Here is a 24,968-nt window from a genome sequence, read left to right on the forward strand (position 1 = left end):
TGTTTCCTCCTTAACGTGGTTTCAGCATTGCAATGACAAAGTCTTGCGCACTGGCTGCTTTACCCTGCTGAATAGCAGCGGCAGGATCCACATGTTTTGGACAGACTTCAGAACAGTAGCCAACAAAGGTACAAGACCAGACACCGTTCTCACCATTTAACTGAGGCATACGTTCTTTTGCCCCATGGTCGCGACTATCTGTATTGTAACGTTGTGCCAAAGTAATCGCGGCTGGACCAATAAACTCAGGGTTTAAACCAAACTGAGGACAAGCTGCATAGCAAAGACCGCAGTTAATACAACCAGAGAACTGGTGGTATTTCGCCATTTGCGCAGGAGTCTGTTTATTTGGACCTTCTGAAGGCTTACGATCATTACCTAAAATATAAGGTTTAATCGCTTCTAAGCTCTCAATAAAGTGAGTCATATCAACAACAAGGTCACGTTCGACAGGGAAGTTACCAAGTGCTTCAATTCTCACGCCTTCTGGGTATTCACGCACAAACGTTTTACACGCCAGTTTAGGCACTTTATTTACCATCATGCCGCAAGAGCCACAAATCGCCATACGGCAAGACCAACGGTAAGAGAGATCAGGCGCTAAATTGTCTTTAATATAACCCAGTGCATCAAGTAATGAGGTTTGCTCATCATAAGGCACATCATAAGTGACGAAATAGGGAGCATCATCAACTTCAGGGTTATAGCGCATGACTTCCATTTTAATGTGCTTCATGTCATCAGCCATTCGCTTTCTCCTTATTCTGCTTGTCTTGAGCAGTAGCTTCACCACCATAGACACGTTTCGCAGGGGCGGATTTAGTGATCTTCACATCGCTATATTCTAAGCGAGGTGCACCTTCTGGGTTATAGAATGCCAGAGTATGTTTCAAGAAGTTCACATCATCACGCTCGGTACAACCTTCGTCTAAACGTTGGTGTGCACCACGGGATTCTTTACGATTGATTGCTGAGTGAGCCATACATTCAGCGACATCTAAACCAAAGCCAAGTTCGATTTTGTAAAGTAAATCAGTATTAAAGACGCTACTGGTGTCTTTAATTTCAACACGTTTGAAACGTTCTTTTAATTCAGCCAGCTTATCAACGGTTTTTTGCATCAATTCTGGTGTACGGTAAATACCGCAACCTTCTTCCATTGATTCACCCATTTCATCGCGAATTTGTGACCAGCTTTCTGTTCCTTTTTGGTTCATCAGCTTTTTGAGGTTTTCTTCGATGTCACGAGTTTGTGCATCAAGTGCAGATGCATTTGCTGGTGTTGCTTCTTGAGCACAACGTACAGCTTCTTCACCCGCAAGGCGACCAAATACAACCAGTTCAGCCAGTGAGTTAGAACCTAAACGGTTTGCACCATGTAAGCCGACAGATGAACATTCACCCACAGCAAACAGACCTTTAATGCGAGTCTCAGTGCGTTGGTTGGTTTCGATACCACCCATGGTGTAGTGCGCAGTAGGACGAACAGGAATTGGTTCGTTAACTGGGTCAACACCGACATACGCTTTTGCTAATTCACAGATAAACGGTAGACGTTCATTCAGTTTTTTCGCACCTAAATGACGTAAGTCCAGATAAACAACATCACCACGGTGAGTTTTAATGGTACGGCCTGCGCGCCACTCATGCCAGAAAGCTTGAGAAACTTTATCGCGTGGACCTAATTCCATATATTTGTTTTCAGGTTTGCCTAATGGTGTTTCTGGTCCTAGACCGTAGTCTTGCAGATAGCGATAGCCATCTTTATTGACCAGAATACCACCTTCACCACGACAACCTTCTGTCATCAGGATACCAGAGCCTGGTAAGCCTGTTGGGTGATATTGAACAAATTCCATATCACGCAGTGGAATACCATGACGTAAAGCAATCCCCATACCATCACCCGTTACAATACCACCATTGGTATTGAAGCGGTAAACACGTCCTGCACCACCTGTTGCCATAATGATTGAATTAGCACGAATTTGAACTTTCGTACCTTCCATCATATTAATAGCAACAACGCCGCGTGCATGACCTTCGTCTACGAGAATATCGAGAACAAAGTGTTCATCAAAACGTTGGATTTGTGGGTATTTTAGAGACGTTTGGAAGAGAGTGTGTAGCATGTGGAAGCCGGTTTTATCGGCTGCGAACCAAGTCCGTTCGATTTTCATCCCACCAAAACGTCGGACGTTAACTGACCCGTCTTCTTTACGGCTCCAAGGACAGCCCCAGAGTTCTAGTTGAGTCATCTCTGTTGGACAATGCTCAACGAAGTAATCGACGACATCCTGTTCGCACAACCAGTCACCGCCAGAAACGGTATCATTGAAGTGGAAGTCATAGGAGTCGTGAGCCTGAGTCACTGCTGCTGATCCGCCTTCTGCTGCCACGGTATGGCTACGCATTGGGTATACTTTTGAGATCAGAGCAATTTTCAGTTGAGGATTCGCTTCCGCAGCAGCTATTGCTGCACGTAAGCCTGCGCCCCCGGCTCCGATTATCGCTATATCGGCATTAAAGGTTTGCACTGCGCTTCTCCATTGTTCAAGTGAAAATTGGAATAATTGTCTAGAATTCAATTCACTGACATTATTAATTTGTAATGCTATTTTTTTAAGCTATCCGTAACTAAATTGTTTCACTGCCTTGTGACTACGCTTGATAACATCTTTATTATCATTGACTGTAATTTTAGTATAACGAAATGTTGGGCACCGAAATTTGATATGAATGATGGTTTTCCCGTATTTCGCAAAAAAAGTGTGATCCATGCCAAGAATTCTGGGTTTAGATAATAAGAAGCCAAATAAACTTGGGGATAAAATAAAATATATTTTTCTAAAATGAAAAAATTAATTGTAATGAAAAGTCTGTTTTTAAAGTATAGATAAGTTTAATTGTAATTGACAATCTTTTTTTATTATTTGTTGATTTTAAAGCGAAAACTTTTACACCAAATCGATGTTTAATATAATGAAATAAAAATTTAGGCTTAAAGTTAAAATAAATTTTTTACTATTTATCTAAAACAAATCGATTTGTCTTGTTAATTGTTAATAAAATATTAATAATATTTCTTAAGATTTATAATACTAATCAAAATGTGTCATTTTAAATATTAAGTTAAGTTTAAAGTCTAGAAAAAAACATCTATTTAAATATAAGAATAGTGTTAGTTTATTGTTATCTCTAATTGAGAAAAAGAATTATTACAATTTACTTTAGTTATAAACAATATAAAAAATCAGCGGAGAATAGGGGGCTTTAAAGCGGTGTTTTTTCTTAAATAAGTGATTAAGTGACACAAAAAAGTAGATGTTTTGTAGAGTTACATTTATTAATCTTATGTGTTTTCACGTATTCGCCTCTTTAGTTTGCTGCTAAATATAAAAAATGAACACGTCCTTTTTGGTTAGAAATTTGTCTGTTGGATCAGATGCGAGTAAACTGCAGGCTTCGTTTTCTTTTGGAGTTTTCTGTTCATGAGTGAAATAGCGGATTGGCAGCCAAGCGCCTCAATCGCCAACTTGCTGAAAAAGGCAAAAATAGTCAGTAATATTAGGCGCTTTTTTGCTGATCGTGGGGTATTAGAAGTTGAAACACCCATGATGAGTCAGGCTACCGTTACCGATATTCATCTTTACCCCTTTGAAACAACCTTTGTCGGTCCTGGTGCTTCTCAGGGATTAAAGCTTTATCTGATGACAAGCCCTGAATATCATATGAAACGTTTGCTTGCTGCAAATAGTGGTCCTATTTATCAAATGGGACGTTGCTTCCGTAACGAGGAAGCCGGTAGATATCACAATCCGGAATTTACGATGCTAGAGTGGTATCGTCCTTGTTTTGATATGTACCGGTTGATAAATGAAGTTGATGATCTGTTACAGGAAGTATTAGATTGCGAAGCCTCTGAGTCGCTCTCTTATCAACAAGCTTTTTTGCGTTATCTTGATATTGACCCATTATCCGCAGATAAAGAAAAACTGCGTGAAGTGGCGGCGAAACTTGATTTATCAAATATTGCAGATACAGAAGAAGATAAAGACACATTGCTTCAACTTCTGTTTGTTTCTGGCGTTGAACCGCATATTGGTATCGAAAAACCGACCTTTATTTATCACTTTCCCGCGACACAAGCTTCATTAGCTGAAATCAGTTCTGAAGATCACCGAGTTGCAGAACGTTTTGAGGTCTACTTTAAAGGTGTTGAGCTTGCGAACGGATTTCGTGAATTAACAGATGCACAAGAGCAACGTCACCGTTTTGAGCGTGATAATCGTAAGCGTGCTGCAATGGGATTACCTGAGCAACCTATAGATGAGCGCTTTTTAGCCGCACTTGAAGCCGGCTTGCCAGAATGTTCTGGTGTCGCTTTGGGGGTAGATCGCTTAATTATGTTAGCGTTAGGCGTTGAGCGCATTAGTGACGTGATTGCCTTTCCTGTTTACAGAGCATAAGTTGTCTACTGATGAAATTAAAAAAGAGAGCCTAGGCTCTCTTTTTACTTTTTAGCCTTTCTTTTTTGTTTTCTTTTTTCTTCTTCTTCAATTGCTTTTTCTTGTAATTTGGTAAATTTATCGCCCGTCATCTCTTTTATATAATCATAATTAACAAGCCAAAAAGTGATACACGAAAATAAGATAACCCACCAAATTAATAATAGTTTTAATGCGGAATTAACGCCTAGCATCAAATGAAAACTAATTAAGACCATTAAGCTGATAAAAACGGAGCTAAATAATCCGCCGGCAACTTGTTTTAGATATTTTTTTAATGGCGTCACGCTCATTAAAGGCAAAATGATCGCCATTGAAAACATCACACCAAAAGTCGCAAACATAATAATCATTATTGGTTCATCAAAGCTTAAAATCCAATCAGTGATACCCAAAAAAGAAAAAGGAATTTCTATCATAAAGTTGGCTCCCTATTAGGATAAAAAAGAGGGATATCTTTAAAGTTAAAAGCCAAGGTAAACAAGAGGTTAGGAAAAATATGTATTTCAGTATTGTAGAGAGTAACGGATTGATTAAAAAATTCACGCCTATCTGCTATGCAATCTTCTAATGCTTTCGCTTGATTTTGTAATGTTATTAAAGTCTTGCCACTGATTAATTCAGGATAACGCTCTGCAATTAATATCGACTGTTTTATTTGTGGAAAAAGCGAATTAGCAGAGTCTATTTTTGTATTTAATGATCCAGCATTAATATAACTATCTCGGCTTTTAGCAAGTGATTCAAATATACTTTTTTCATGTTCCATTGCCTTTTGTGCAATGACAGTTAGCATCGGTAAGAGATCAACTTGTTTTTTTAATAACACGTCAATATTTGCAAATGCTTTATAGCAGTTATTTTTTAGCATCACCATATTGTTATAAATCACCACTAACTGACGTATTAGAAAATAAATCAAAGCAAGAATAAAAATGATGAAAATAAGCCATTCCATATTAATCAATTACCAAGGAAAAGAGGTGTTATTAAAATCAAGCGTTAGTATGCCGTTTTGATAATCCATTGGTATAACGAGAATGGAAAAGATAAAGAAAAGGGCAATGATAACGGTGATACTTAAGTTACGACGCAAAGGACGCGCATTGTTCCAACGAACAACATAATCTTGTGGCGATAGCCCTAACAGGTAGTGAGGCTCTTTGCGAGTGATAACGACTTCATCATTGATAGCCTCAGCGTGACCTATCAATAAATAAGTCGTTTTTGATTCTAAGATATACTCTTTAAAACGTTTATTGTTGTATTCCAAATCTTGATGAGGCTCAATACCAAGGTGCACAAAAGGCGTATCAGCGGCGAGTACTTGAATTGATCCTGTATCATCCGTCATCGTGAAATTATTGATCTTTTTTTCACAGTGAGTTTGGTGATAGCTTTTTTTGCCTTCTTTGTCTTTAGAAATATTATATTCATAATAAAAATAGCCATAACACTCTTTTTTACCTAAGCGGCTGGTTAATATTTTACCTGCGGTTATCTTGCCTTCAATTTCGACAAGCCCAATGGCTAAAGAGCGGATTTTAGATGTCGCCAAGATTTTTTGAAAACGTAAAAAACGTTTTTCAGGTGTTCGTTTGACAAATTGGTAAACGAACATTAAAACGAAACTTAAAAAGAACAATCTTTGGTCAATAAAAAAACCAAAGCTTAAACACAGCAGCAATAGGCTAATAAATACGGTGTTGATCAGTGCCGTAAATTTAGATTCACCTTCACTTTGTAATTGGTGATAGTTTTTAATCGCCTTCTCACCAATATTCGCAATATGATTTGAAATACCATATGCAAATAGCAAAATAACAGCAAATGCAATACAGGAAATAAAATCAACAGTAGAGTCTTTACCAATAGGGTAAAAATCAGTTTCTCGTGAGAAAAAAAGGTAATTCCCTGTAGCAAAAGCTATTCCTAAAAAAGGAATGATACTAAGGCTATTTTCCTTCTTTTTGGTACGTTTTGAGCGCAAAAAATAGATAAATGCACCTACAGTACAGCCGATAAAAAAATAGATTAACACCGCTGGTTATCCTTAATGCTTTTATTTAACTTGCTGTTATTTAACTTTTTTATTTAAAAACAATCCCTTCAAATTTCATCTCTTCTTGCGGAATTTCCAGCAATTGCATGCGCTCAAAGCGGAAAAAACCAGCAATGAGACTGTCAGGAAACATCTCTATTGCGGTGTTGTAATTCGTTGTCGCATCGTTAAAACCTTCACGACGCTGCGCTATTTTATTTTCGACATCACTTAATGCGGTTTGAAGTAGCGCTAATTGTTCACCTGAAATCAGTGTGGGATAGTTTTCAGCAAGGGCGATCATGCCACGCAATGCCGTGTTCATTTCATTTGATGCACTGATTTTTTCATTAATATTTTGCGCTTTAAAATAGCGCTGTCTTGCATCACTTAATGCAATAAAAACACTTTTTTCGTGCTCCATCGCTTTTTCAGCAACTGCCATTAATTGTGGGATTTGGTCTGCTCGCTGTTTTAATATCACATCAATATTGGCAAATTGATTATTGACTTGATTACGCGTTGTAATAAGACGGTTGTAAATTGAGATACCCCAGCCAACAATAATGATTGCCAGAATAGCTAAAACAATTATGGTTATTGTCATAGTGATCCCTTTCCTTTCTAGAAAATAAATAAAATAGTAACGATAACAATGGTATAAATTACCAATAAATCAAAATTATTTTTATTTTGAATAACAACAGGGATTAAATTAGACAAAGATGAAGAAATATACAATCGGAATGAGCGCAAAGATCCTACCCTTTATAAATAAGAGTAGGATACTCGTCATACTCAAGTTGCAGCGTTGTTGACCGCGTTTATTCGCACGAGTCACATACTAATGTATGCTCCTAGCTACACTTTGAATTATTTAGCTTGTTTTTGTAAGAACTTCACCCCTAAATCAGGGAAGTCTGTAAACACACCTTCAGCACCCGCTTGGTTATAAATGATGTCGTAAAGCTGATTACCATCTTTAGCATAATTAGGTAGCTTATCAATACGCACAGTGAAAGGGTGGATGGTGAGTTTGTTAGCATGAGCATCTGCCGCCATACCTGTTAAGGTGATTTTTTCTGGCGTTGAATTTGTTTCTACTAACATATGATAGTCAGGACCAATACCATCAGCATAAGTGGCAATTTCTTTCATTGCACCAGGCTTAAACATCCACTCATAGCTATAATTTGTCCATGTGCCATCAGGCTGTTTCTCATAGGTCTCATTCCAGTCTGTGTAAGCAATTAACTGAACGAGTTTTAAATCCATCCCCATTTTAGGCATCAAATCGTTTTTGATGCGTTTAAGATCGTTGGTATCAAAAGATTGTAAATAGACGTTATCGCTCTTTTGGGTATAGCCATACTCTTTAAGGACTTCGAGTACTTTAGTGGTGATATCTTTCCCTTCTTGCTCATGGAACCATGGCGCTTTAATTTCAGGATAAATACCAATATCTTGACCAGTAGATTTGTTTAAACCTTGAATAAATTCAATTTCTTCTTGGAAGGTATGTACGCGGAAGTCAGATTTTCCCATAGGGAAACGATTTGGATAACTTTGGACTTTTTTACCATCAACAATATCAAAACCTTCAGTAAATTTAAGCCCTTTGATCTCTTCAAGGGTAAAGTCGATAGCATAATAACGACCATCTTTTCTTGCACGATCGGGGTAACGTTCAGCAACATCAGTCACACGGTCTAGGTAGTGATCATGTAAGACAACCAGTTCGTTATCTTTTGTCATCACTAAATCTTGTTCAAGATAGTCAGCGCCTTGTGCATAGGCTAGCGCTTTAGCGGGTAACGTATGCTCAGGTAAATAACCACTAGCGCCACGGTGAGCGATAACCACTTTATCACTTGCCGCTTGTGCAATAGCACTTAAAGATAGAGTTAAAAGAATGCCTGCAACTACGGGTTTCAAAGATGTACTCATAAAGCTGCTCCATTTTAATTCTAGGTACAGTGATGTTATGTACAGTTGATAATAAAAAAGCCACATCAACGAACTGATGTGGCTTGATTTTCAGAGATGAGATTTAATCAATTTCATAAATAATCAGTTAGTGATTATTCGTACTTCTGAAGCATTTCACGCTTGTGCTTGGTTTCTGTAACCATCACAACAAGTAATAACACAACAGAGAGTGCACTACCGCCGATCATGACCATAAAGCCGCCATCCCAGCCGAAGTAGTCAACGGTGTAACCTACGATAGCACTTGCCGCAACAGAACCACCTAAGTAGCCGAATAGACCCGTAAAGCCTGCCGCTGTACCTGCTGCTTTTTTCGGTGCAAGCTCAAGGGCATGCAGACCAATCAACATGACAGGACCGTAGATTAAGAAACCGATGATTAGCATACACGCCATATCAATATTTGGGTTACCCGCTGGGTTCATCCAGAATACGATAGTTGCGATAGTGACTAAGGTCATAAAGAATACGCCAGTTGCTCCGCGGTTACCTCTGAACACTTTATCTGACATCCAACCACACAGTAATGTGCCTGGAATACCCGCGTATTCATATAAGAAGTATGCCCATGAAGATTTATCCATTGCGAAGTGTTTTACTTCACGCAGGTAAGTTGGCGACCAGTCAAGTACACCGTAACGCAGTAAGTAAACGAACACGTTAGCGATAGCAATCATCCATAAAAGTTTGTTAGGGAAAACATACTTCATGAAGATTTCTTTTGCAGTCAGTTCTTGTTCGTCAGTTTCTTTGTAATCTGGTGGGTAGTCGTTTTTGTATTCTTCGATAGACGGTAAGCCACAAGATTGCGGAGTGTCACGCATTAATGCGAAAGCAACCATTGCAACTAAGATAGCAGCGATAGCTGGCATATATAATGCCGCTTTCCAGTCGTTAAACCATGCCATACCTAACAAGAACAGTAATGGCGGTAAGCCACCACCGACGTTATGCGCACAGTTCCAGATAGAGACGATACCACCACGTTCTTTTTGTGACCACCAGTGAACCATGGTACGTCCGCAAGGAGGCCAACCCATACCTTGGAACCAACCACAAAGGAACAACAGAACGAACATAACCATAATGCTCGAAGTTGCCCATGGAACAAAGCCCATAAATAGCATAACTAATGATGCTAAAATAAGACCTGCTGGTAAGAAGTAACGAGGGTTAGCTCGGTCAGAAAACGACCCCATGATAAATTTGGAGAAGCCATAAGCAATGGAGATCCCCGATAGAGCGAAACCCAGATCCCCTTTAGAGAACCCTTCTTCTACGAGATAAGGCATTGCTAATGCAAAGTTTTTTCTTACTAAATAATAAGCAGCGTAACCAAAGAAAATCCCCATAAAGATCTGCCAACGTAAACGACGATAGACAGGATCTATCTGTTCTTCTGGCAAACGCGCTTTATGTGGCGCAGGTCTAAACAGACTTAACATATTAGCCTCCGATGGCTTTATTTTAATATGTTGATATTAAATAATGACAAAACGAACAGCGAAGTTATCAAAAAATTTTCTTTAACGAACTTAATAGTAAACTTATACAATCAAATTTACTGTGAGGTATTGCTCAGTTGTCGAAAGAATTTTCAAGATGGATGATTTTGAGTGATATGTTAACTTTATGAAATAGCTTTTGTTAAATTATTTGTGATTAGTATCACACTTGTGGCTTTAATTTTTCTCTCGTGAGCGTTTCTCTTTCGTTTTTGCTCATTATCAAACATTAACCACATTTTTTGTGTATCTTATACACTATAATTAACGCTAAAGAATAATTAAGCGTTTGCTGAATGTAATGTGAGAGGGCATCTCTATGATGAGCGGTTCACCAGTAACAGAGACTGATGTCATTATTATAGGTGGTGGAGCTACGGGCGCTGGCATGGCAAGAGACTGTGCTCGCCGTGGATTACGCTGTATCCTACTGGAAAGACACGATATCGCAACCGGTGCAACCGGCCGAAACCATGGGTTGTTACACAGCGGAGCGCGTTATGCTGTGACTGATCCTGAATCTGCACGAGAGTGCATAGAAGAAAACATGATCTTAAAACGGGTTGCTCGTCACTGCGTTGAAAAAACGGATGGCCTGTTTATCACCTTACCTGAAGATTCATTAGAATTTCAGCAAACCTTTATTCAATCTTGCCAAGCTGCGGGAATTGATGCTCAAGCGATTTCACCCGAAGAAGCTATTCGTTTAGAACCATCAGTAAACCCTAACTTAATTGGGGCGGTTCGTGTTCCTGATGGCACGGTTGACCCATTTCGTTTAACCGCCGCTAATATGCTTGATGCCCGTGAACACGGTGCTAAAGTTCTGACTTATCATGAAGTCATGGGACTGATTCGTGAAGGTGACAGAGTTAAAGGTGTACGCGTTTACGACCATCAAGCTAAAAATATGTATGAAATTCGTGCTCAAATTGTCGCTAACGCTGGCGGTATTTGGGGACAAAAAATAGCAGAATATGGTGATTTAAAAGTGCGGATGTTCCCTGCAAAAGGGGCGCTATTAATTTTAGGTCATCGTATCAACAATATGGTTATCAACCGTTGTCGTAAACCTGCAGATGCTGACATTCTAGTACCTGGTGACACCATTTCATTAATCGGTACAACATCAACCCGTGTACCTTATGATGAAATCGACAATATGTACGTGACACCAGAAGAAGTTGATATCTTGATCCGCGAAGGCTCGATGTTAGCACCAAAATTAGCGCAAACGCGTATTTTGCGCGCTTATGCGGGGGTTCGTCCTCTCGTGGCGAGTGATGATGATCCATCGGGTCGTAATGTCAGTCGTGGTATTGTGTTGCTTGATCACGCTAAGCGCGATGGTTTAGAAGGCTTTATCACCATTACGGGTGGTAAATTAATGACTTACCGCTTAATGGCTGAGTGGGCAACAGATAAAATCTGTGAGAAATTAAATATTTCGGCAAAATGTACTACTGCCGAAGACGCATTACCGGGTTCTCGTCAATCAGCTGAACAAGCTCTACGTAGTGTGGTTTCTTTACCTGCGCCTATTCGTGGTTCTGCGGTATATCGTCATGGTGATTTAGCGAACAAATTACTCAGCAGTGAGCGTATCGATAAAAGCTTAGTGTGTGAATGTGAAGCGGTAACTGCGGGTGAAGTACGTTATGCGGTTAATTCATTAACGGTCAATAATTTACTCGATCTTCGTCGTCGTACCCGTGTTGGTATGGGAACTTGCCAAGGTGAACTTTGTGCTTGTCGTGCCGCGGGATTACTTAATCGCTTAGAAGTCACAACGCCGCATCAATCAGAACAACAATTAGCGCATTTCTTAAATGAGCGTTGGAAGGGGATCCGACCAATTGCATGGGGAAATGCACTGCGTGAAAGCGAATTTACGAGTTGGGTTTATCAAGGATTATGCGGTTTAGATGCCGATATGATTGAAAATACAGTATCAGCGGAGGCAGATGATGAAATTTGATGTAATCATTATAGGTAGCGGGCTTGCTGGATTAACCGCAGGTATTCGTCTCGCTGAAGCTGGTAAATCTTGCGCCATTATTAGCAATGGTCAAAGTGCGCTTCATTTTTCATCAGGTTCACTTGATTTATTAACCCATCTTCCTGATGGTACAGAAGTCACTCAGCCTAAAAAAGCATTGGCAACACTCGCCCAATTAGCACCAAAGCACCCCTATAGCCGCATTGGTGAATCCAATGTTGAGACTTTTATTGAACAAGCACAAGCACTATTAGCGAGTACCAATGGTCTTGCTTATAAAGGTAATGGTGACGAAAACCATTATCGTATTACCCCTGTTGGGCGTTCACGTATGAGTTGGTTAAGCCCAGAACGAGTACCAACACATAGTGTCACTCAACCATTAGCATGGAAAAAAGTTGCTGTTGTTGGTATCGAAGGTTTTTTAGATTTCCAACCACAATTTGCGAGCAGCACTTTAAATGAGCAAGGTGTTGAAGCTATTCCTTATCATATTCATTTACCGTTATTAGATACATTACGCGATAACCCAAGTGAATTTAGAGCAGTCAATATTGCGCGTTATTTAGATAAACCTGAAAATACGAAATTGCTAGCGCAAGAGCTGATTAAGCATATTGATGATAGTGTTGAAGCCATTATTCTACCGGCTTGTATTGGGTTAGATGCTGAAGAACCCGTAAATTTATTACAAGAGCTGGTGGGGAAACCGATTAGTTTATTACCGACATTGCCACCATCACTATTAGGTATTCGTTTACATCAAGCATTAAAACTACGTTTTCAAAAAGCAGGTGGCTTAATTATGCCAGGAGATCGAGCTCAAGAAGTGGATCTGGTGGGTAATAAAGTCGTTGGCATTCATACTCGCAATCATACGGATATTCCTATTCGCAGCGAGCATGTTGTATTGGCAACAGGCAGTTTCTTTAACAACGGTTTGATCGCAGAATTTGACCGCGTTTATGAGCCTTTAATGGAACTGGATATGCTAGAAACATTACCTCGTAATGAATGGACTCAGGTAAATGTTTTTGCAAAACAACCCTATATGCGATTTGGTGTTGATACCGATAGCCAATTAAGACCGATGAAATATGGCGACGTTCTCGATAATGTCTATGCTGTTGGTGCAGTGTTAGGTGGATTTGATCCATTAAATGAAGGTTGTGGTGCGGGTGTTTCGATGATAAGCGCGCTTTATGCAGCACAACAAATTTTACAGCATGATAAGGCAGAACAGACCACATCTGCGGTTGTGGAGGCAGCACAATGAGTTTACACGATACCAGTTTTGAAGATTGCATTAAGTGTACGGTTTGTACAACGTATTGCCCTGTTGCTAAAGTTAATCCACTTTATCCTGGTCCAAAACAAGCGGGTCCAGATGGTGAGCGTTTACGCTTAAAAGATCCGATGCTTTATGATGAAGCATTAAAATATTGTACCAACTGTAAACGTTGTGAAGTGGCTTGTCCGTCTGATGTAAAAATTGGTGATATTATCTCACGGGCTAAGCTGAATTATAATACCAAAACCCCCAAGCTGCGTGATGCGATTTTAAGTCATACTGATTTAATGGGAACGCTTTCAACGCCTTTGGCGCCGATAGTGAATACTATTACGGGGCTAAAACCTGTTCGTCATATCTTGGATAAAGCGCTTAAAATTGACCATCGTCGTGAATTACCGAAATACTCTTTTGGTACCTTTAGAACATGGATGAAAAAGCAAGCCAAAGAACAAGAACGTTTTAAAGAACAGGTTGCCTTTTTCCATGGCTGTTATGCTAACTACAACCATCCTCAATTAGGCAAAGACTTGGTTAAAGTGTTTAACAAGATGGAGATTGGTGTTCAGTTATTAAAACGCGAAAAATGTTGTGGTGTTGCGTTAATCGCCAATGGTTTTGTTAAACAAGCAAAAAAACAAGCAACAGTTAACTTAGAATCACTCACTGAGAAAATTGTTGAGAACAATATTCCTGTTGTTGCAACATCCTCAACTTGTACTTTCACCATTCGTGATGAATATGAGCATATTCTTGATATTGACACATCAAAAGTACGTGAAAATATTGAACTAGCAACACGCTATATTTATCGTCTATTAGAACAAGGTCGTGAGCTACCACTGAAATATACCCCATTAAAAGTGGCTTACCATACACCTTGTCATATGGAAAAAATGGGTTGGACAGCTTACTCCATTGATTTGATTAAGCGTATTCCAGGTGTTGAGGTGATAGTACTAGATTCTCAGTGCTGTGGTATTGCAGGAACCTATGGTTTCAAATCTGAAAACTACGATGTCGCCCAAGGTATTGGTGCAGGTTTATTCCGCCAAATCGAAGAGAGTGGTTGTGATTTAGTGATAACAGACTGCGAAACCTGTAAATGGCAAATTGAGATGTCTACGACGAAAAAATGTGAGCACCCAATTAGTTTATTAGCAAGAGCACTATAAAGAGCGCCGATTATATAATAATAAAGTTGTTGATTACGAAGATAACAAGCAGCTGGGAATAAAAGAGGAACTTTTATTCCCTTTTTTATTTTTTAATAAATTAATACATAAAAGCTGATATGAAATTGTTGATGGTAAATAATCGGTATTTTTCGAGATTATTGAATTAACAGCCAGCCATTTTTAATAACTAGCTATTTTAATAGTAGTTATTCTAATGGGAAATATAACTATTCTGATATAGCCACATATTCTGTATTTTTTTCAGTGTAATATTCTGCCCATCTATCAGTGAAAGTGCTAATTTCCCTGCTTCATTAATAATAGGAATATCTAATGCATTGGCTAATACTGTGGTATTGGATAATGGATTGCCGTGACTTAATACAATACCTTTAATTCTATTTGGTTCTAGTGTCATTAATGTTGATGGGTGAAGTTGTTTAGTGACTAAAATTGCATTTGGATAAGGCGGTCGTGTTAACGGAGGTGGTGAGGAGGTTAAGTAACGCAGCATCCGAGAGAGAATATCATCTAAATCGCTTTCACGAGCACGCATGTTATCATCATCCATTTGTGCATAAGTATCTATTAAATCGATGAAAGTTTGTTGTAGGGCAAACTCAGCATTACAGTGATGTTTGTTTATCATGCTACAAACCGTTAGCTGTAACTCTGTATTCTCAAGTAAAAAGCGATGACTTGAAAAAATATGGGTATATTGCCCACCTAATCTTCTATGGACTTCTTCTGTTAGCCAATCAATATCTCTCTTTGATTGCTCTATCGCATTAATCAGGCGTTTCTGTTCTTCCAATAATAGATGCGGATAAAGTTTTTTTCTTGGGATAACAAAGCGATTATAGGGATAAAGCCAAACGGGTGCCGTTATTGCTCTAACGGGTTCATAGTTGGTATTTTTAGGGTAAATAGTGAAGTCAGGTAAATTTTCACCTAATTGAAACTTCTTTACTGAGATCGTTCTATGCGCTTCTTTTTTTGCTTCTTCAAGGGAAGCACCTAAAGAGATGCAACTTGCCGCAGCCAGTGTTCCTTCTACTATTGGCGCTGAACATAACGAAACGTGTGCGGCAATATCATATTCAAGGTTAGCTATCGCGAGCGCTGCATTTTGTGCAGAATGATAAGTATCGAGCAAAATAAGGACACCATCATCATGATAGGCTTCTTTTATTGCATACAATATGGTCTCGGGCGAGACCTCATTAACTAAATCTAAGGGTGTTTGATGGTTTGTTGCAATAGTTAACTTAACTTGGCGTTCTACAGTCTGATTGACGAGTTCTTTGATACCATTTGCGAGAGTAAGACTCTTTGAAACTAATACGATACTGACCATAAAGCACCTATATATTGTAAGCATAAATAGGGAGAGTGAAGCTCCCTATTTACTCTGACTTCTTAATAAAGCCACTCTCGTCCTAGCTGGTCTGCTGTGAGAATTGCGGCATAAACTTTATCTGAATCAATATCAAACGGCATATTATAAATAGTTTCGCCTTCAGCACAGCTTAGTTCAGCTACAGCCATGATCTTTTCATTCAGCTCATCACCGATAGCGGTAACACCAAGTTCTTCCAGTGTGACAGGTAGACCCACTAATATGCAGAAATCAAGGAACTCTTCCAGCTCTTCGAGAGGACTATTTTCCAACACCAATTGCACTAATGTACCAAAAGCAACTTTTTCGCCATGATACATAGAATGGCACTCTTCCAGTGCTGTAAATCCATTATGAATCGCATGAGCGGCGGCTAAGCCCGCACTTTCAAAACCAATACCGCTTAAAAACGTATTGGCTTCAATGATATTTTCTACTGCTGTAGTACAAACACCTCGGCTAACCGCGAGCTTTGCTTTATAGCCATCTTCTAACAATGTGTTGTAGCAAAGTTCTGCCAGTGCTAATGCGGCTAATGTTGATTTTCCGCCTGCCATTGTGGGTTTTTGGGCATGACTACAGGCTCTTGCTTCAAAATAGGTCGCTAACGCATCGCCCATTCCTGCTACCAGTAAGCGTGGCGGGGCAGCGGCAATAATATTGGTATCCATTACCACAACATCTGGATTAGTAGGATAGAGCAGATAACTATCAAAAGCGCCTAATTCAGTATAGATAACAGACAGTGCGCTGGTTGGCGCATCCGTTGATGCAATAGTTGGAGAGATAACAACGGGAAGTTGGCATTTAAAAGCAACAGCTTTGGCAGTATCAAGCGTTTTACCGCCACCAACTCCAATAATAACTTGAGATGCTTGGTTTTTTGCTAGTTCAACCAATCGATCAATTTCTTTGTGCGTACATTCACCATTAAACAGCTCAAAGTGCTCATTAACTTCATATTGAGACATACTGTCTTTTACGGTGCTACCGACAAGCTCCATCACAAATTTATCGGCAATAATGAGTGCTCTATCGCCAAAAGGTTTTGCGTATTTACCAATATGGTATAGCGCATCAGGGCCTTGAATATACTTGGCTGGGGATTGAATGACTTTCAACATAATAGACTCCTACTGTTTATTGGTGAAACGAGCGAAAATCTGTATGTAATGTACTCATGAATGAGGAATAACCAACCTCTTATTCTCTCTGTATCGTACTTGATATGTTGTGATATTAATTAAGTATTAGAGCTTTATTTTAGATTTTAGCTATCTGTAGATTAAACATATCATCAATATTGAGAAATATTTCTTTTTTCATATCAATTTACTTTAGGGTTGGGATAATGGCTAGCAATTGATTTAATGAATTAATACATGAAAAAGCATGAGATAATATGGTTAAAGTGCTTCCAAATACCTCCCTCATTTAAATTTCTTTAAATGAGGGAAAGTAATATTAATTTATTTCGACGTATTTTCTTTCTGGATTATCTTTTTGGGAAAGAAAATAACGTAAAATAAAGTTTAATAGCACACCATAAGCAGGTAAGAAAAAGAACATGCAAATAGTGAGCTTAAAGACATAATCAACTAATGCAATTTCAACCCAATTAGCGGCCATAAAAGCATCAGTACTGCGATAAAATGCAATAAAGAAAAATGCCAGTGTGTCGAGTAAATTACCAAAAAACATTGCGGCACTTGGCGCTACCCACCATTTTTGTTTCTGTCTTAATCGATTAAAAACAGAAACATCCATTATTTGCCCTAACACATAAGCCATAAAGCTTGCTGTCGCAATTCTTGCCACCATTAAGTTAAAGTCACCTAATGATGCAAATCCCTGCCAACTTCCTTGAAAAAAGAGTGTAGAAATAAGATAAGAGATTGCTAATGCAGGCAGCATAACAGCTGTGATGATACGACGAGCGAGTGGTGCACCATAAATACGAACCGTTAAATCTGTTGCCAGAAAAATAAACGGAAAGGTAAATGCGCCCCAAGTGGTGTGAAAGCCAAAAATAGAGATAGGCAATTGCACAAGATAGTTACTAGAGGTAATTATCAGGATGTGAAATAAAGACAGCCATAACAGCGCCACCGCTTTTTGGCGGGGAGTAAACAAATACATAAATTGTACCTTTTTAGAAATTGGGGTGAGGGAACCCAATAAGACATTTAATTATCCACTCTCAGTCGAGTGGGAGCGCATAGTACGCCCGTTGCGCAACAAAAGCAAAGTTTACGGCAAAATGCCTTTGTCGTAAACCATCGTGATGTGAACGCCAAAGCAAGATATAATAACACTATCTGTAAGTGAAAGAATAAATGGTTAATAGAATGAAAGCCCAATTTGATGATGCAACCAAAACCCTTGATACACTAGGATTACGCTGTCCTGAGCCAGTCATGTTAGTGCGTAAAACCATAAGGAATATGGCATTAGATGAGACGTTATTAGTGATTGCAGACGATCCTGCTACTGTGCGTGATATTCCGGGCTTTTGCCGTTTTATGGAACATGATTTATTAAATCAAGAAATTGAATCAGCACCTTATCGTTATCTTATTCGCAAAAAAGAGAGTGGTCTGTAATTTCAATCTGTAATTTATAGTCGTCATACTTTGAATTGCAGAAGGGGGTGACGAGTCACATAGTTATCTATGCGCTCCTTGTATATTCACTTGTTGCCTATTGTAGGGCATTTAACAGGAGAAACGTGTAAGAGTGATAAACTATCTCAAAAATAAATGATTAAACAATACTAGCTTAAAGTTTGGTTATTCCAATATAAACGTCAATACCCTGTTTCTCATACTCCATAAATTACTTATTTTTGTAATACCAATGAAATAATCTGGAAGTATTACTCATTAGGTGAGCACGAGGTATATGAAAGTAAAGCGTAATAGCATAGAAGAAAGTATGATTTACAGCACATATAAAAAAAGAACCGCGAGGGTTCTTTTTTTATAAATTTTAATTTTCGGCTATGCCACTTAAGGCGTCGCAGGAATGGAAGCCGTTCCATTACCCCTGCCGGTTGAGTACATTCTAGGAAGTTAGCCAGTTTTAGTCAACCGCCATAGACTTCTAAATAAAGGGTGAGTTCTTGTTCTAATTTCTTGCGAGCATCTTCTTGAGAAAGATTACTGTCCATTGAGCAATACCAGTCGATCATCTTTTCTTCTAACGCATGACAACGGATAGATGATTGTTCGTAGGCTACTTGGTTGTTTTGATTGATAGATAACTCGTTTATTAGCTGGGTATTTTGCTTTGTTAACTCTTGAACATCTAACCTTAAACGGTTTCTCTCTGTTCTTATATTTTGATAATCACCATAACCAATAGCGGTTGTAAGCGCTAACTCTAATGATTTCATATCTTCTTTTTCTAGGCGCTGAGAATAACCAATATCTCTATAACATCGTTTATCTTTTTGTATTGCTAAAGGTGGAAGAATGCGCCGTATTGAAACGGTTTGGATCATATGACCAAGGGCAAAACTTCTTATGTCTTTGCTATTGTAATGGACTAATTTATCTAATGATTTTAATGATATTTCAAAAATATTTTTATCATTTTCATTTTGATGAATAGAAGTAATAGGAATAACTTGTAATGTTGAGGGGAAACAAGCATTTATAACAATGGCTAAACGGCGTTTATGCATTTCTCCATTTTGTACAAAATCAGGGTAGCGTTTTACTGAGCTAATTTTTCCTGTTATACGTTTAGTTGATTGTATAAATCCATATTCAACTTCAACTAATGTGCCTTTTGTTATTCGAGAGGCTACAGTTCGTTTTGAACTGTATGTTTTAGCAAGAAATATTTCATTTTCACACTCTATTCTTGGTGTTAGAAATAAGTTTGTTTGTTCTGGAGTTTGGTGATTAATTCGTTCAATTAACCAACGATGTGATGTATGCCCTTCAAAAAAACGGGTTAACGTTATTTTATGTCCCGTTTCGTGCAGTAAAGGTAACGTGATTTCCGTGATATTTTGATAAATTTCAGTACCAAGTAAGGACTGATCACTATCAAGTAAATAGTTTATAGTCATGTTATTGGGCATGACAGTTCCTTAACATTTCCATTTAGGAACAATTTTACCTAATCCTAGGTGTTAATACGATGTGCTTGCAGGGTTATTTCTTACTTTCTTTACGCTAATAAAATCACGACTCCCCAAAGAGCACTTTTTCACTGCATTTCCTGCCAATTTAAAGCACCCTGTACTTTTTCTTTTTACAGGGTGCTTTATGAAACCATCAAAACTATTAATTCTATTATTAGCGTACTTACTCTTTATTTGAGGCGTTAATTTTTACTCGTAATAGTCTTACTGCGTTTGCTGTAACCAGAGCTGTTGCGCCGGAATCAGCAAGAACCGCAACCCAAAGACCGGTTATTCCGAATAAACTGGTTACTAAGAACACGGCTTTCAATCCAAGTGCGATAGTAATGTTCTCACGAATAATTTTACGTGTTGCACGAGATAACTTAATAATTTCTGGTAATCCCGTTAAACGGTTGTGGGTTAATGCCGCATCCGCTGTTTCAAGTGCAACATCAGTACCGCTTCCCATTGCGACACCAATGGTTGCTGCTTTCATTGCCGGCGCATCATTAATACCATCACCCACCATCATGGTATTGTGTGTTTTACTGATTTCCATTACCGCTGTGACTTTATCTTCTGGTAGTAATCCAGCACGGAAATCCATTCCCAGTTTTTGCGCAATTGCTGCGGCGGCTCTTGGGTTATCACCCGTTAACATCACTGCATTGATATTCATCGATTTCAATAATTTCATTGATTCGATAGCATCACTACGTAAGGTGTCTTGCATTGCAATTACACCAACTAGCTGATTATCTCTCAACACAACAACAACGGTTTTACCTTCATCTTCAAGGCGTTCAATCTGTTGTTGCCATTGTGGTGTAAGCAACGCTTCTTTTAGCTGTGAAGGCGCACTAACTAAGATATGTTGGTTATTTAAATAACCTTCAATACCTTTACCAGCCAAAGCTTTACGATCTTCAGCTTCAACAACAGTGACACCCTTTTCTTGCGCTTTATTGATAATGGCTTTTGCTAATGGGTGATGCGAGCCAACTTCAACTGAAGATGCTAATGTGAGCAGCTGTTTTTCATCAAAACCATTTTCAGCGACCACATCAGTCACTTGTGGTTTACCTTCGGTTAATGTGCCCGTTTTATCTAAAGCGACCGTATTTACTGTACCTAACTGTTCTAATGCCGCGCCACCTTTGATTAGCGCACCACGTTTTGTGGCTGCGGCTAAAGCGGAGGTAATTGCGGCTGGCGTTGAAATAACTAACGCACAAGGGCAACCAATCAGTAACAGTGTTAATCCACGATAAACCCATGTTTCCCATGGTTGAGCAAATAACAGTGGTGGAACGACAACCACTAATGCCGCGAACAACATGATAAGTGGTGTGTAGTAACGGCTAAAGCGGTCAATAAAGCGCTCGATAGGCGCTCTGCGCTCTTCTGCTTCTTCAATCAGTTGCAAAATACGGTCAATGGCATTTTGCCCTTGTTCAGAGACCACTTTCATCTGTACTGAGCGATCAACGGATAAACAACCTGCGGCAACTTTTTCGCCTTGTAAACGTTCTACGGGAACGGATTCCCCCGTTAATGCGCTTTCATCAAAACTAGCAAAAGCACTGACTAACTCAGCATCAGTAGGTAAACGTGAACCAGGTGCAATTTCAATAATATCGCCAGGGCGTAATTCAGAGACCGAAACAGTCTGTTTCTTACCGTCTTTAACCAGAGTCGCTTCTTCTGGTACTAATGCCATTAAAGCACTCACACCGCGACGAGCACGACCAGCGGAGTAAGACTCAAGCATTTCACCAATCATAAACAGCAAAATAACCATTGCTGCTTCTTCGGTGGCATTAATAAATAGCGCTCCAATTGCCGCAACACTCATTAATGTTTCGATGGCAAACGGCGTACCACTACGAATAAGTTGTAAAGACTTTTTCGCAATGGGGAAGAGACCAATTAATGTGGTGGTAATAAAGGCAATTCGACCTGCTTGAGGATCAATAAACTCGACACCCCAGCTTATCGCCATTAACAACGCCAGAATAATAACGAATGAGCTCTCTTTGAGTAGACTCTGTTGTGGGGCGTTTTTAGCCTTGGCAGAAGAGAGATCAAATAACTCAAATCCCGCACTATTTATTGCAGCAATCACTTGTGGTCGTAAATCACTGTCAGCATCAACAACCAGTTTTTCAGTCGCAAAAAGAACTTTGGCTTGTTTAACACCAGCAACTTTAAGTGCCGCAGTTTCAATTTTCTGAGCACAACTTGGGCAATCCATTCCTTGAACTTTCCAACTAAAGCGTTGTTGTCCTATTTTTTCTGGCTCTGTATTTGAAACAGGCGCATTGATGTCGCAGCTGCCGTGGGAATGGTCATGTTCATCATGATTGTCGTGGTTATGTGTGGAACCTTGATGCTCATCCTCGCATTCAGGATCGCTTTTATCGATCTTGGCATGAGAATGCGCATTTTCAGTGTGTGAGTGTGCACTATTCTCAGAAGTACCAGAGCAATGAGAACTTGAGCAGCAAGCGTCAGTATGTTTATGGTTATCGTGTTGATGAGCGTGTTTAGTCATAACTGGCTCTCCTTGTTCAACGAGAAGTAAAGTCTAAATTCATCTATTTGATAAGCACTTTACAGCTTGGAGTAGAGTCCAGAGTCAAGACTAATACAGTGAATAAATTGGCAAAAAGTGCTAATGATGCTGATAAATTGTTCCCTTTGTTTCCATTATTGGCGAAAACAAAGGGATATTTATTAAAGAAAAAGTGCTCTGACAATAAAGAAGTGACCGATAAAATAGCAGGCGCTTACTAAGCCTTTAGATGCCGAGAAAGAGAAACGAAAGCGGTTAATTAACCAAATGGAGTAAGCAATCACTAACAAAAATGAACCAACCATAATAGACAAATTATAGTCATTGCTTAAAAAGAAGAATTTCTCACCGGCAACCCAGAACATTGCCAACGCTGCTAATAGTGTCAGTGTGGCTGGAATAGCAAGTTTATCGAGCTTAGTCCAAACTATTGCTAATATAACAATAGCAATAATAATAACAAACCCGAGTAAAGGAAGATAAAACGACAGCTGTAAGGGTATTGCAAAACTGGCGAGATAAAGAATATAACTTAGGAAAACAAGTGCGATAGACGGTAGTAAATACTTACCTTCAAACATTCTTAATAAATCAGAAATCAACGTGGCGAGTAATGCGCCGACGATAAGATAACTATTAAGCGAATGTTCTGGTACTTGCCATGCCCAAAGTAATAAAAGTAGTAAGGTAATAGGACGGAATAACCAGCGTTGCCAATTAGGGCCTCGATATGCAGCATCAATATAAAGCCACCCTGAGAATAACACGGCGAGAAAAGGCCAACTCATAATATCTTCCTTATATTCAGAACTGTTTTATTATTCATAACAGAAAGTATTATTTAAGAATAGCGATTAATGACGAAACTGGTTAATCAATTAAAATAATATAAAGGCTTAGCGCATTTACCCAATGTAGACCATAGGAATTAGTGTAATGAATAAAGCAGGAATGATAGGTATTGCGGTGCTAATCATTATTATTGCGTCAGCAACATACCGTTTTCTTGAACAAAGAAAACAGAGGGTGAGTGACGATAATGCGCCCGTTAAACTCTATATGGTGGAAGTGATTGAGAAAAAAACAGTGCCTGCAAATGATCGTCGTTCAAGAGAAAATGATGTTAATGGCCCTGAAACGGTTTATTACTATCAGGTGACGTTTCGTTTAACCACAGACTCTCGTAACGACTTAGTTTTGCGTGTAGATAAAACGACTTATGACAATATTGAGCCTGAAATAAAAGGGCGTTTATTTATGCAAGGCAGTCGGTTTGTGCAATTCGAAACAGATATGCCTGACGAAAATAGTGAAAAATAGCGCTTGTTTTTCGTGATTGTTTATCATGATTGTTTCTGGGGTAAATCTTGGCGATAACACCCCAGAAATCACAATATTGTTATGACGGCTTGTTTTTATTTTTCTGTTTATCTTGGTATTCTTGGCGTAGCTGTTTTTGTATTTTTAATAGCTCAAAGATACCAAAAAAGAAAATTTTGCACTGTAGTGCTGCCGATGGTTTTTGATCTTTCGGCTGACCCGCTTTATACATGATAATTTGTAATCCATGCATTATTACCATAAAAATTAAAGCGATATCCATAAAGTATTTTAATGGTTTAGGAAATGGGGAAATAATATTTAACAAAAGAAAACCCCAAACGCCGACCATTAAAAATCGACCAAAAAAGATTAACATAGTAGCTCCATAAAAAATTAAGCAGATAAACTACGAATATAAAGGCGATACGCAACTTGTCCTGCGATCTTTTCTCTATGTAATGTCCAATTAGTTGGAAGAGTGTACGTATTTGCTTTTATCTCTTCTTCTACATAAATATAGCAATCTTCAGCTAACCAGCCGTTATTTTCTAATAACTGAATAGTTTCTGATAACATGCCTTTATGAAATGGCGGATCGAGAAAGACAACATTATAAGCTGTGCCTTGTTTAGCAAGCCAGGATAGTGCACTATCTTGAATAACCTGACAATTTTCAGCATTTAACAGCGCAAGATTAGCTATTATTTGTTGAGCAACAGTGCGTTCATATTCTATAAACGTTGTTTCTTTGGCATAACGAGAAAGTGCTTCTATTCCTAACCCACCACTACCAGCAAAACAGTCAAGGCAACGGGCGTCTTGAATAACAGGCATTAGCCAATTAAAGAGCGTCTCTTTAACTCTGTCAGTTGTGGGTCGCAGCCCTTGGCTATCAAGAACAGGAAGTTTACGACCACGCCATTTACCCCCGATAATTCTGATTTGTCCCATCGGCGATTTTTGCGGTTTTTTGACCATATTTTTCTGATTTATATAATTTAAACGTAACTTTAGGGGTGTGTTAT

22 protein-coding genes are annotated in these 24,968 nt (G+C 38.9%); 6 read left to right on the forward strand and 16 right to left on the reverse strand.

Annotated elements, in window-relative coordinates:
• Window positions 1–10: 10 nt before the first annotated feature.
• Together ABN099_RS03270 and frdA are read right to left on the reverse strand one after the other, a co-directional pair.
• Complete coding sequence (locus ABN099_RS03270; RefSeq protein WP_349462272.1) at window positions 11–748, reverse strand: succinate dehydrogenase/fumarate reductase iron-sulfur subunit; 738 nt, start codon at window positions 746–748, stop codon at window positions 11–13.
• Window positions 741–2,537 carry a fumarate reductase (quinol) flavoprotein subunit gene (gene frdA / locus ABN099_RS03275; protein ID WP_349462273.1) on the reverse strand — a complete coding sequence of 599 codons (1,797 nt, stop codon included), beginning with the start codon at window positions 2,535–2,537 and terminating at the stop codon, window positions 741–743. The genes ABN099_RS03270 and frdA overlap by 8 nt, the downstream gene beginning before the upstream one ends.
• A gap of 954 nt (window positions 2,538–3,491) precedes the next feature.
• Here frdA and epmA point away from each other — a divergent pair.
• Complete coding sequence (gene epmA, locus ABN099_RS03280) at window positions 3,492–4,469, forward strand: elongation factor P--(R)-beta-lysine ligase (RefSeq protein WP_349462274.1); 978 nt, start codon at window positions 3,492–3,494, stop codon at window positions 4,467–4,469.
• A gap of 44 nt (window positions 4,470–4,513) precedes the next feature.
• Here the strand turns inward: epmA and ABN099_RS03285 are convergent, their stop codons facing one another.
• From ABN099_RS03285 to glpT, 6 genes are all read right to left on the reverse strand, one after another.
• Complete coding sequence (locus ABN099_RS03285; protein ID WP_349462275.1) at window positions 4,514–4,927, reverse strand: hypothetical protein; 414 nt, start codon at window positions 4,925–4,927, stop codon at window positions 4,514–4,516.
• Window positions 4,924–5,385 (reverse strand): LemA family protein, encoded by a 462-nt coding sequence (locus ABN099_RS03290; RefSeq protein ID WP_349462276.1) that lies wholly within the window; start codon window positions 5,383–5,385, stop codon window positions 4,924–4,926. Before ABN099_RS03290 ends, ABN099_RS03285 begins: the two co-directional genes overlap by 4 nt.
• 90 nt (window positions 5,386–5,475) lie before the next feature.
• Entirely contained in the window at window positions 5,476–6,549 is a 1,074-nt protein-coding gene (locus tag ABN099_RS03295; protein ID WP_349462277.1) for a hypothetical protein, read from the reverse strand.
• 49 nt (window positions 6,550–6,598) lie between these two features.
• The gene (locus ABN099_RS03300; RefSeq protein WP_349462278.1) at window positions 6,599–7,156 is read right to left on the reverse strand and encodes a LemA family protein; all 558 of its coding nucleotides are present in this window, start codon (window positions 7,154–7,156) and stop codon (window positions 6,599–6,601) included.
• A 266-nt stretch (window positions 7,157–7,422) separates the two neighbouring features.
• The gene (glpQ, locus tag ABN099_RS03305; RefSeq protein WP_349462279.1) at window positions 7,423–8,496 is read right to left on the reverse strand and encodes a glycerophosphodiester phosphodiesterase; all 1,074 of its coding nucleotides are present in this window, start codon (window positions 8,494–8,496) and stop codon (window positions 7,423–7,425) included.
• Window positions 8,497–8,630: 134 nt separating this feature from the next.
• Window positions 8,631–9,983: a glycerol-3-phosphate transporter gene (glpT, locus tag ABN099_RS03310; RefSeq protein WP_349462280.1), complete on the reverse strand. Its 1,353-nt coding sequence runs from the start codon at window positions 9,981–9,983 to the stop codon at window positions 8,631–8,633.
• A gap of 379 nt (window positions 9,984–10,362) precedes the next feature.
• On the opposite strand from glpT, the gene glpA reads away from it, so the two are divergent.
• The 3 genes from glpA to glpC are packed head-to-tail and all read left to right on the forward strand — an operon-like array spanning window position 10,363 to window position 14,508.
• Entirely contained in the window at window positions 10,363–12,021 is a 1,659-nt protein-coding gene (gene glpA, locus ABN099_RS03315) for an anaerobic glycerol-3-phosphate dehydrogenase subunit A (protein WP_349462281.1), read from the forward strand.
• Window positions 12,011–13,318 carry a glycerol-3-phosphate dehydrogenase subunit GlpB gene (glpB, locus tag ABN099_RS03320; RefSeq protein ID WP_349462714.1) on the forward strand — a complete coding sequence of 436 codons (1,308 nt, stop codon included), beginning with the start codon at window positions 12,011–12,013 and terminating at the stop codon, window positions 13,316–13,318. The genes glpA and glpB overlap by 11 nt, the downstream gene beginning before the upstream one ends.
• Complete coding sequence (gene glpC, locus ABN099_RS03325; RefSeq protein ID WP_349462282.1) at window positions 13,315–14,508, forward strand: anaerobic glycerol-3-phosphate dehydrogenase subunit GlpC; 1,194 nt, start codon at window positions 13,315–13,317, stop codon at window positions 14,506–14,508. The genes glpB and glpC overlap by 4 nt, the downstream gene beginning before the upstream one ends.
• A gap of 214 nt (window positions 14,509–14,722) precedes the next feature.
• Here glpC and ABN099_RS03330 read toward each other — a convergent pair whose 3' ends face one another.
• The 3 genes from ABN099_RS03330 to ABN099_RS03340 form a co-directional block, all read right to left on the reverse strand.
• Window positions 14,723–15,868 carry a phosphoenolpyruvate-utilizing N-terminal domain-containing protein gene (locus tag ABN099_RS03330; RefSeq protein WP_349462283.1) on the reverse strand — a complete coding sequence of 382 codons (1,146 nt, stop codon included), beginning with the start codon at window positions 15,866–15,868 and terminating at the stop codon, window positions 14,723–14,725.
• A 62-nt stretch (window positions 15,869–15,930) separates the two neighbouring features.
• A complete protein-coding gene (locus ABN099_RS03335; protein ID WP_349462284.1) occupies window positions 15,931–17,034 on the reverse strand; it encodes a glycerol dehydrogenase in 1,104 nt (367 codons plus the stop codon).
• Window positions 17,035–17,374: 340 nt separating this feature from the next.
• Window positions 17,375–18,049, reverse strand: a complete 675-nt coding sequence (locus ABN099_RS03340) for a 7-cyano-7-deazaguanine/7-aminomethyl-7-deazaguanine transporter (RefSeq protein WP_349462285.1) — start codon at window positions 18,047–18,049, stop codon at window positions 17,375–17,377.
• A gap of 209 nt (window positions 18,050–18,258) precedes the next feature.
• Between ABN099_RS03340 and tusA the strand changes: the two genes are divergently transcribed.
• On the forward strand, window positions 18,259–18,513 hold the full coding sequence (tusA, locus tag ABN099_RS03345) for a sulfurtransferase TusA (protein ID WP_349462286.1): 255 nt from the start codon (window positions 18,259–18,261) through the stop codon (window positions 18,511–18,513).
• Window positions 18,514–18,995: 482 nt separating this feature from the next.
• Here tusA and ABN099_RS03350 read toward each other — a convergent pair whose 3' ends face one another.
• From ABN099_RS03350 to ABN099_RS03360, 3 genes are all read right to left on the reverse strand, one after another.
• Window positions 18,996–20,000: a hypothetical protein gene (locus tag ABN099_RS03350; protein ID WP_349462287.1), complete on the reverse strand. Its 1,005-nt coding sequence runs from the start codon at window positions 19,998–20,000 to the stop codon at window positions 18,996–18,998.
• A gap of 226 nt (window positions 20,001–20,226) precedes the next feature.
• The gene (locus ABN099_RS03355; protein WP_349462288.1) at window positions 20,227–22,599 is read right to left on the reverse strand and encodes a zinc/cadmium/mercury/lead-transporting ATPase; all 2,373 of its coding nucleotides are present in this window, start codon (window positions 22,597–22,599) and stop codon (window positions 20,227–20,229) included.
• A 182-nt stretch (window positions 22,600–22,781) separates the two neighbouring features.
• Window positions 22,782–23,408 carry a lysoplasmalogenase gene (locus tag ABN099_RS03360; protein ID WP_349462289.1) on the reverse strand — a complete coding sequence of 209 codons (627 nt, stop codon included), beginning with the start codon at window positions 23,406–23,408 and terminating at the stop codon, window positions 22,782–22,784.
• A gap of 148 nt (window positions 23,409–23,556) precedes the next feature.
• Between ABN099_RS03360 and ABN099_RS03365 the strand changes: the two genes are divergently transcribed.
• Entirely contained in the window at window positions 23,557–23,940 is a 384-nt protein-coding gene (locus ABN099_RS03365) for a DUF2500 family protein (protein ID WP_349462290.1), read from the forward strand.
• 79 nt (window positions 23,941–24,019) lie between these two features.
• On the opposite strand, the gene ABN099_RS03370 is transcribed toward ABN099_RS03365, so the two are convergent.
• The gene (locus ABN099_RS03370) at window positions 24,020–24,319 is read right to left on the reverse strand and encodes a DUF1145 family protein (protein ID WP_349462291.1); all 300 of its coding nucleotides are present in this window, start codon (window positions 24,317–24,319) and stop codon (window positions 24,020–24,022) included.
• Between the two features lie 17 nt (window positions 24,320–24,336).
• Window positions 24,337–24,921, reverse strand: a complete 585-nt coding sequence (rsmD, locus tag ABN099_RS03375) for a 16S rRNA (guanine(966)-N(2))-methyltransferase (RefSeq protein WP_349462292.1) — start codon at window positions 24,919–24,921, stop codon at window positions 24,337–24,339.
• Between the last annotated feature and the right edge of the window lie 47 nt (window positions 24,922–24,968).

It is taken from the genome of Proteus hauseri, assembly GCF_040139125.1.
Lineage (GTDB): Bacteria > Pseudomonadota > Gammaproteobacteria > Enterobacterales > Enterobacteriaceae > Proteus > Proteus hauseri_B.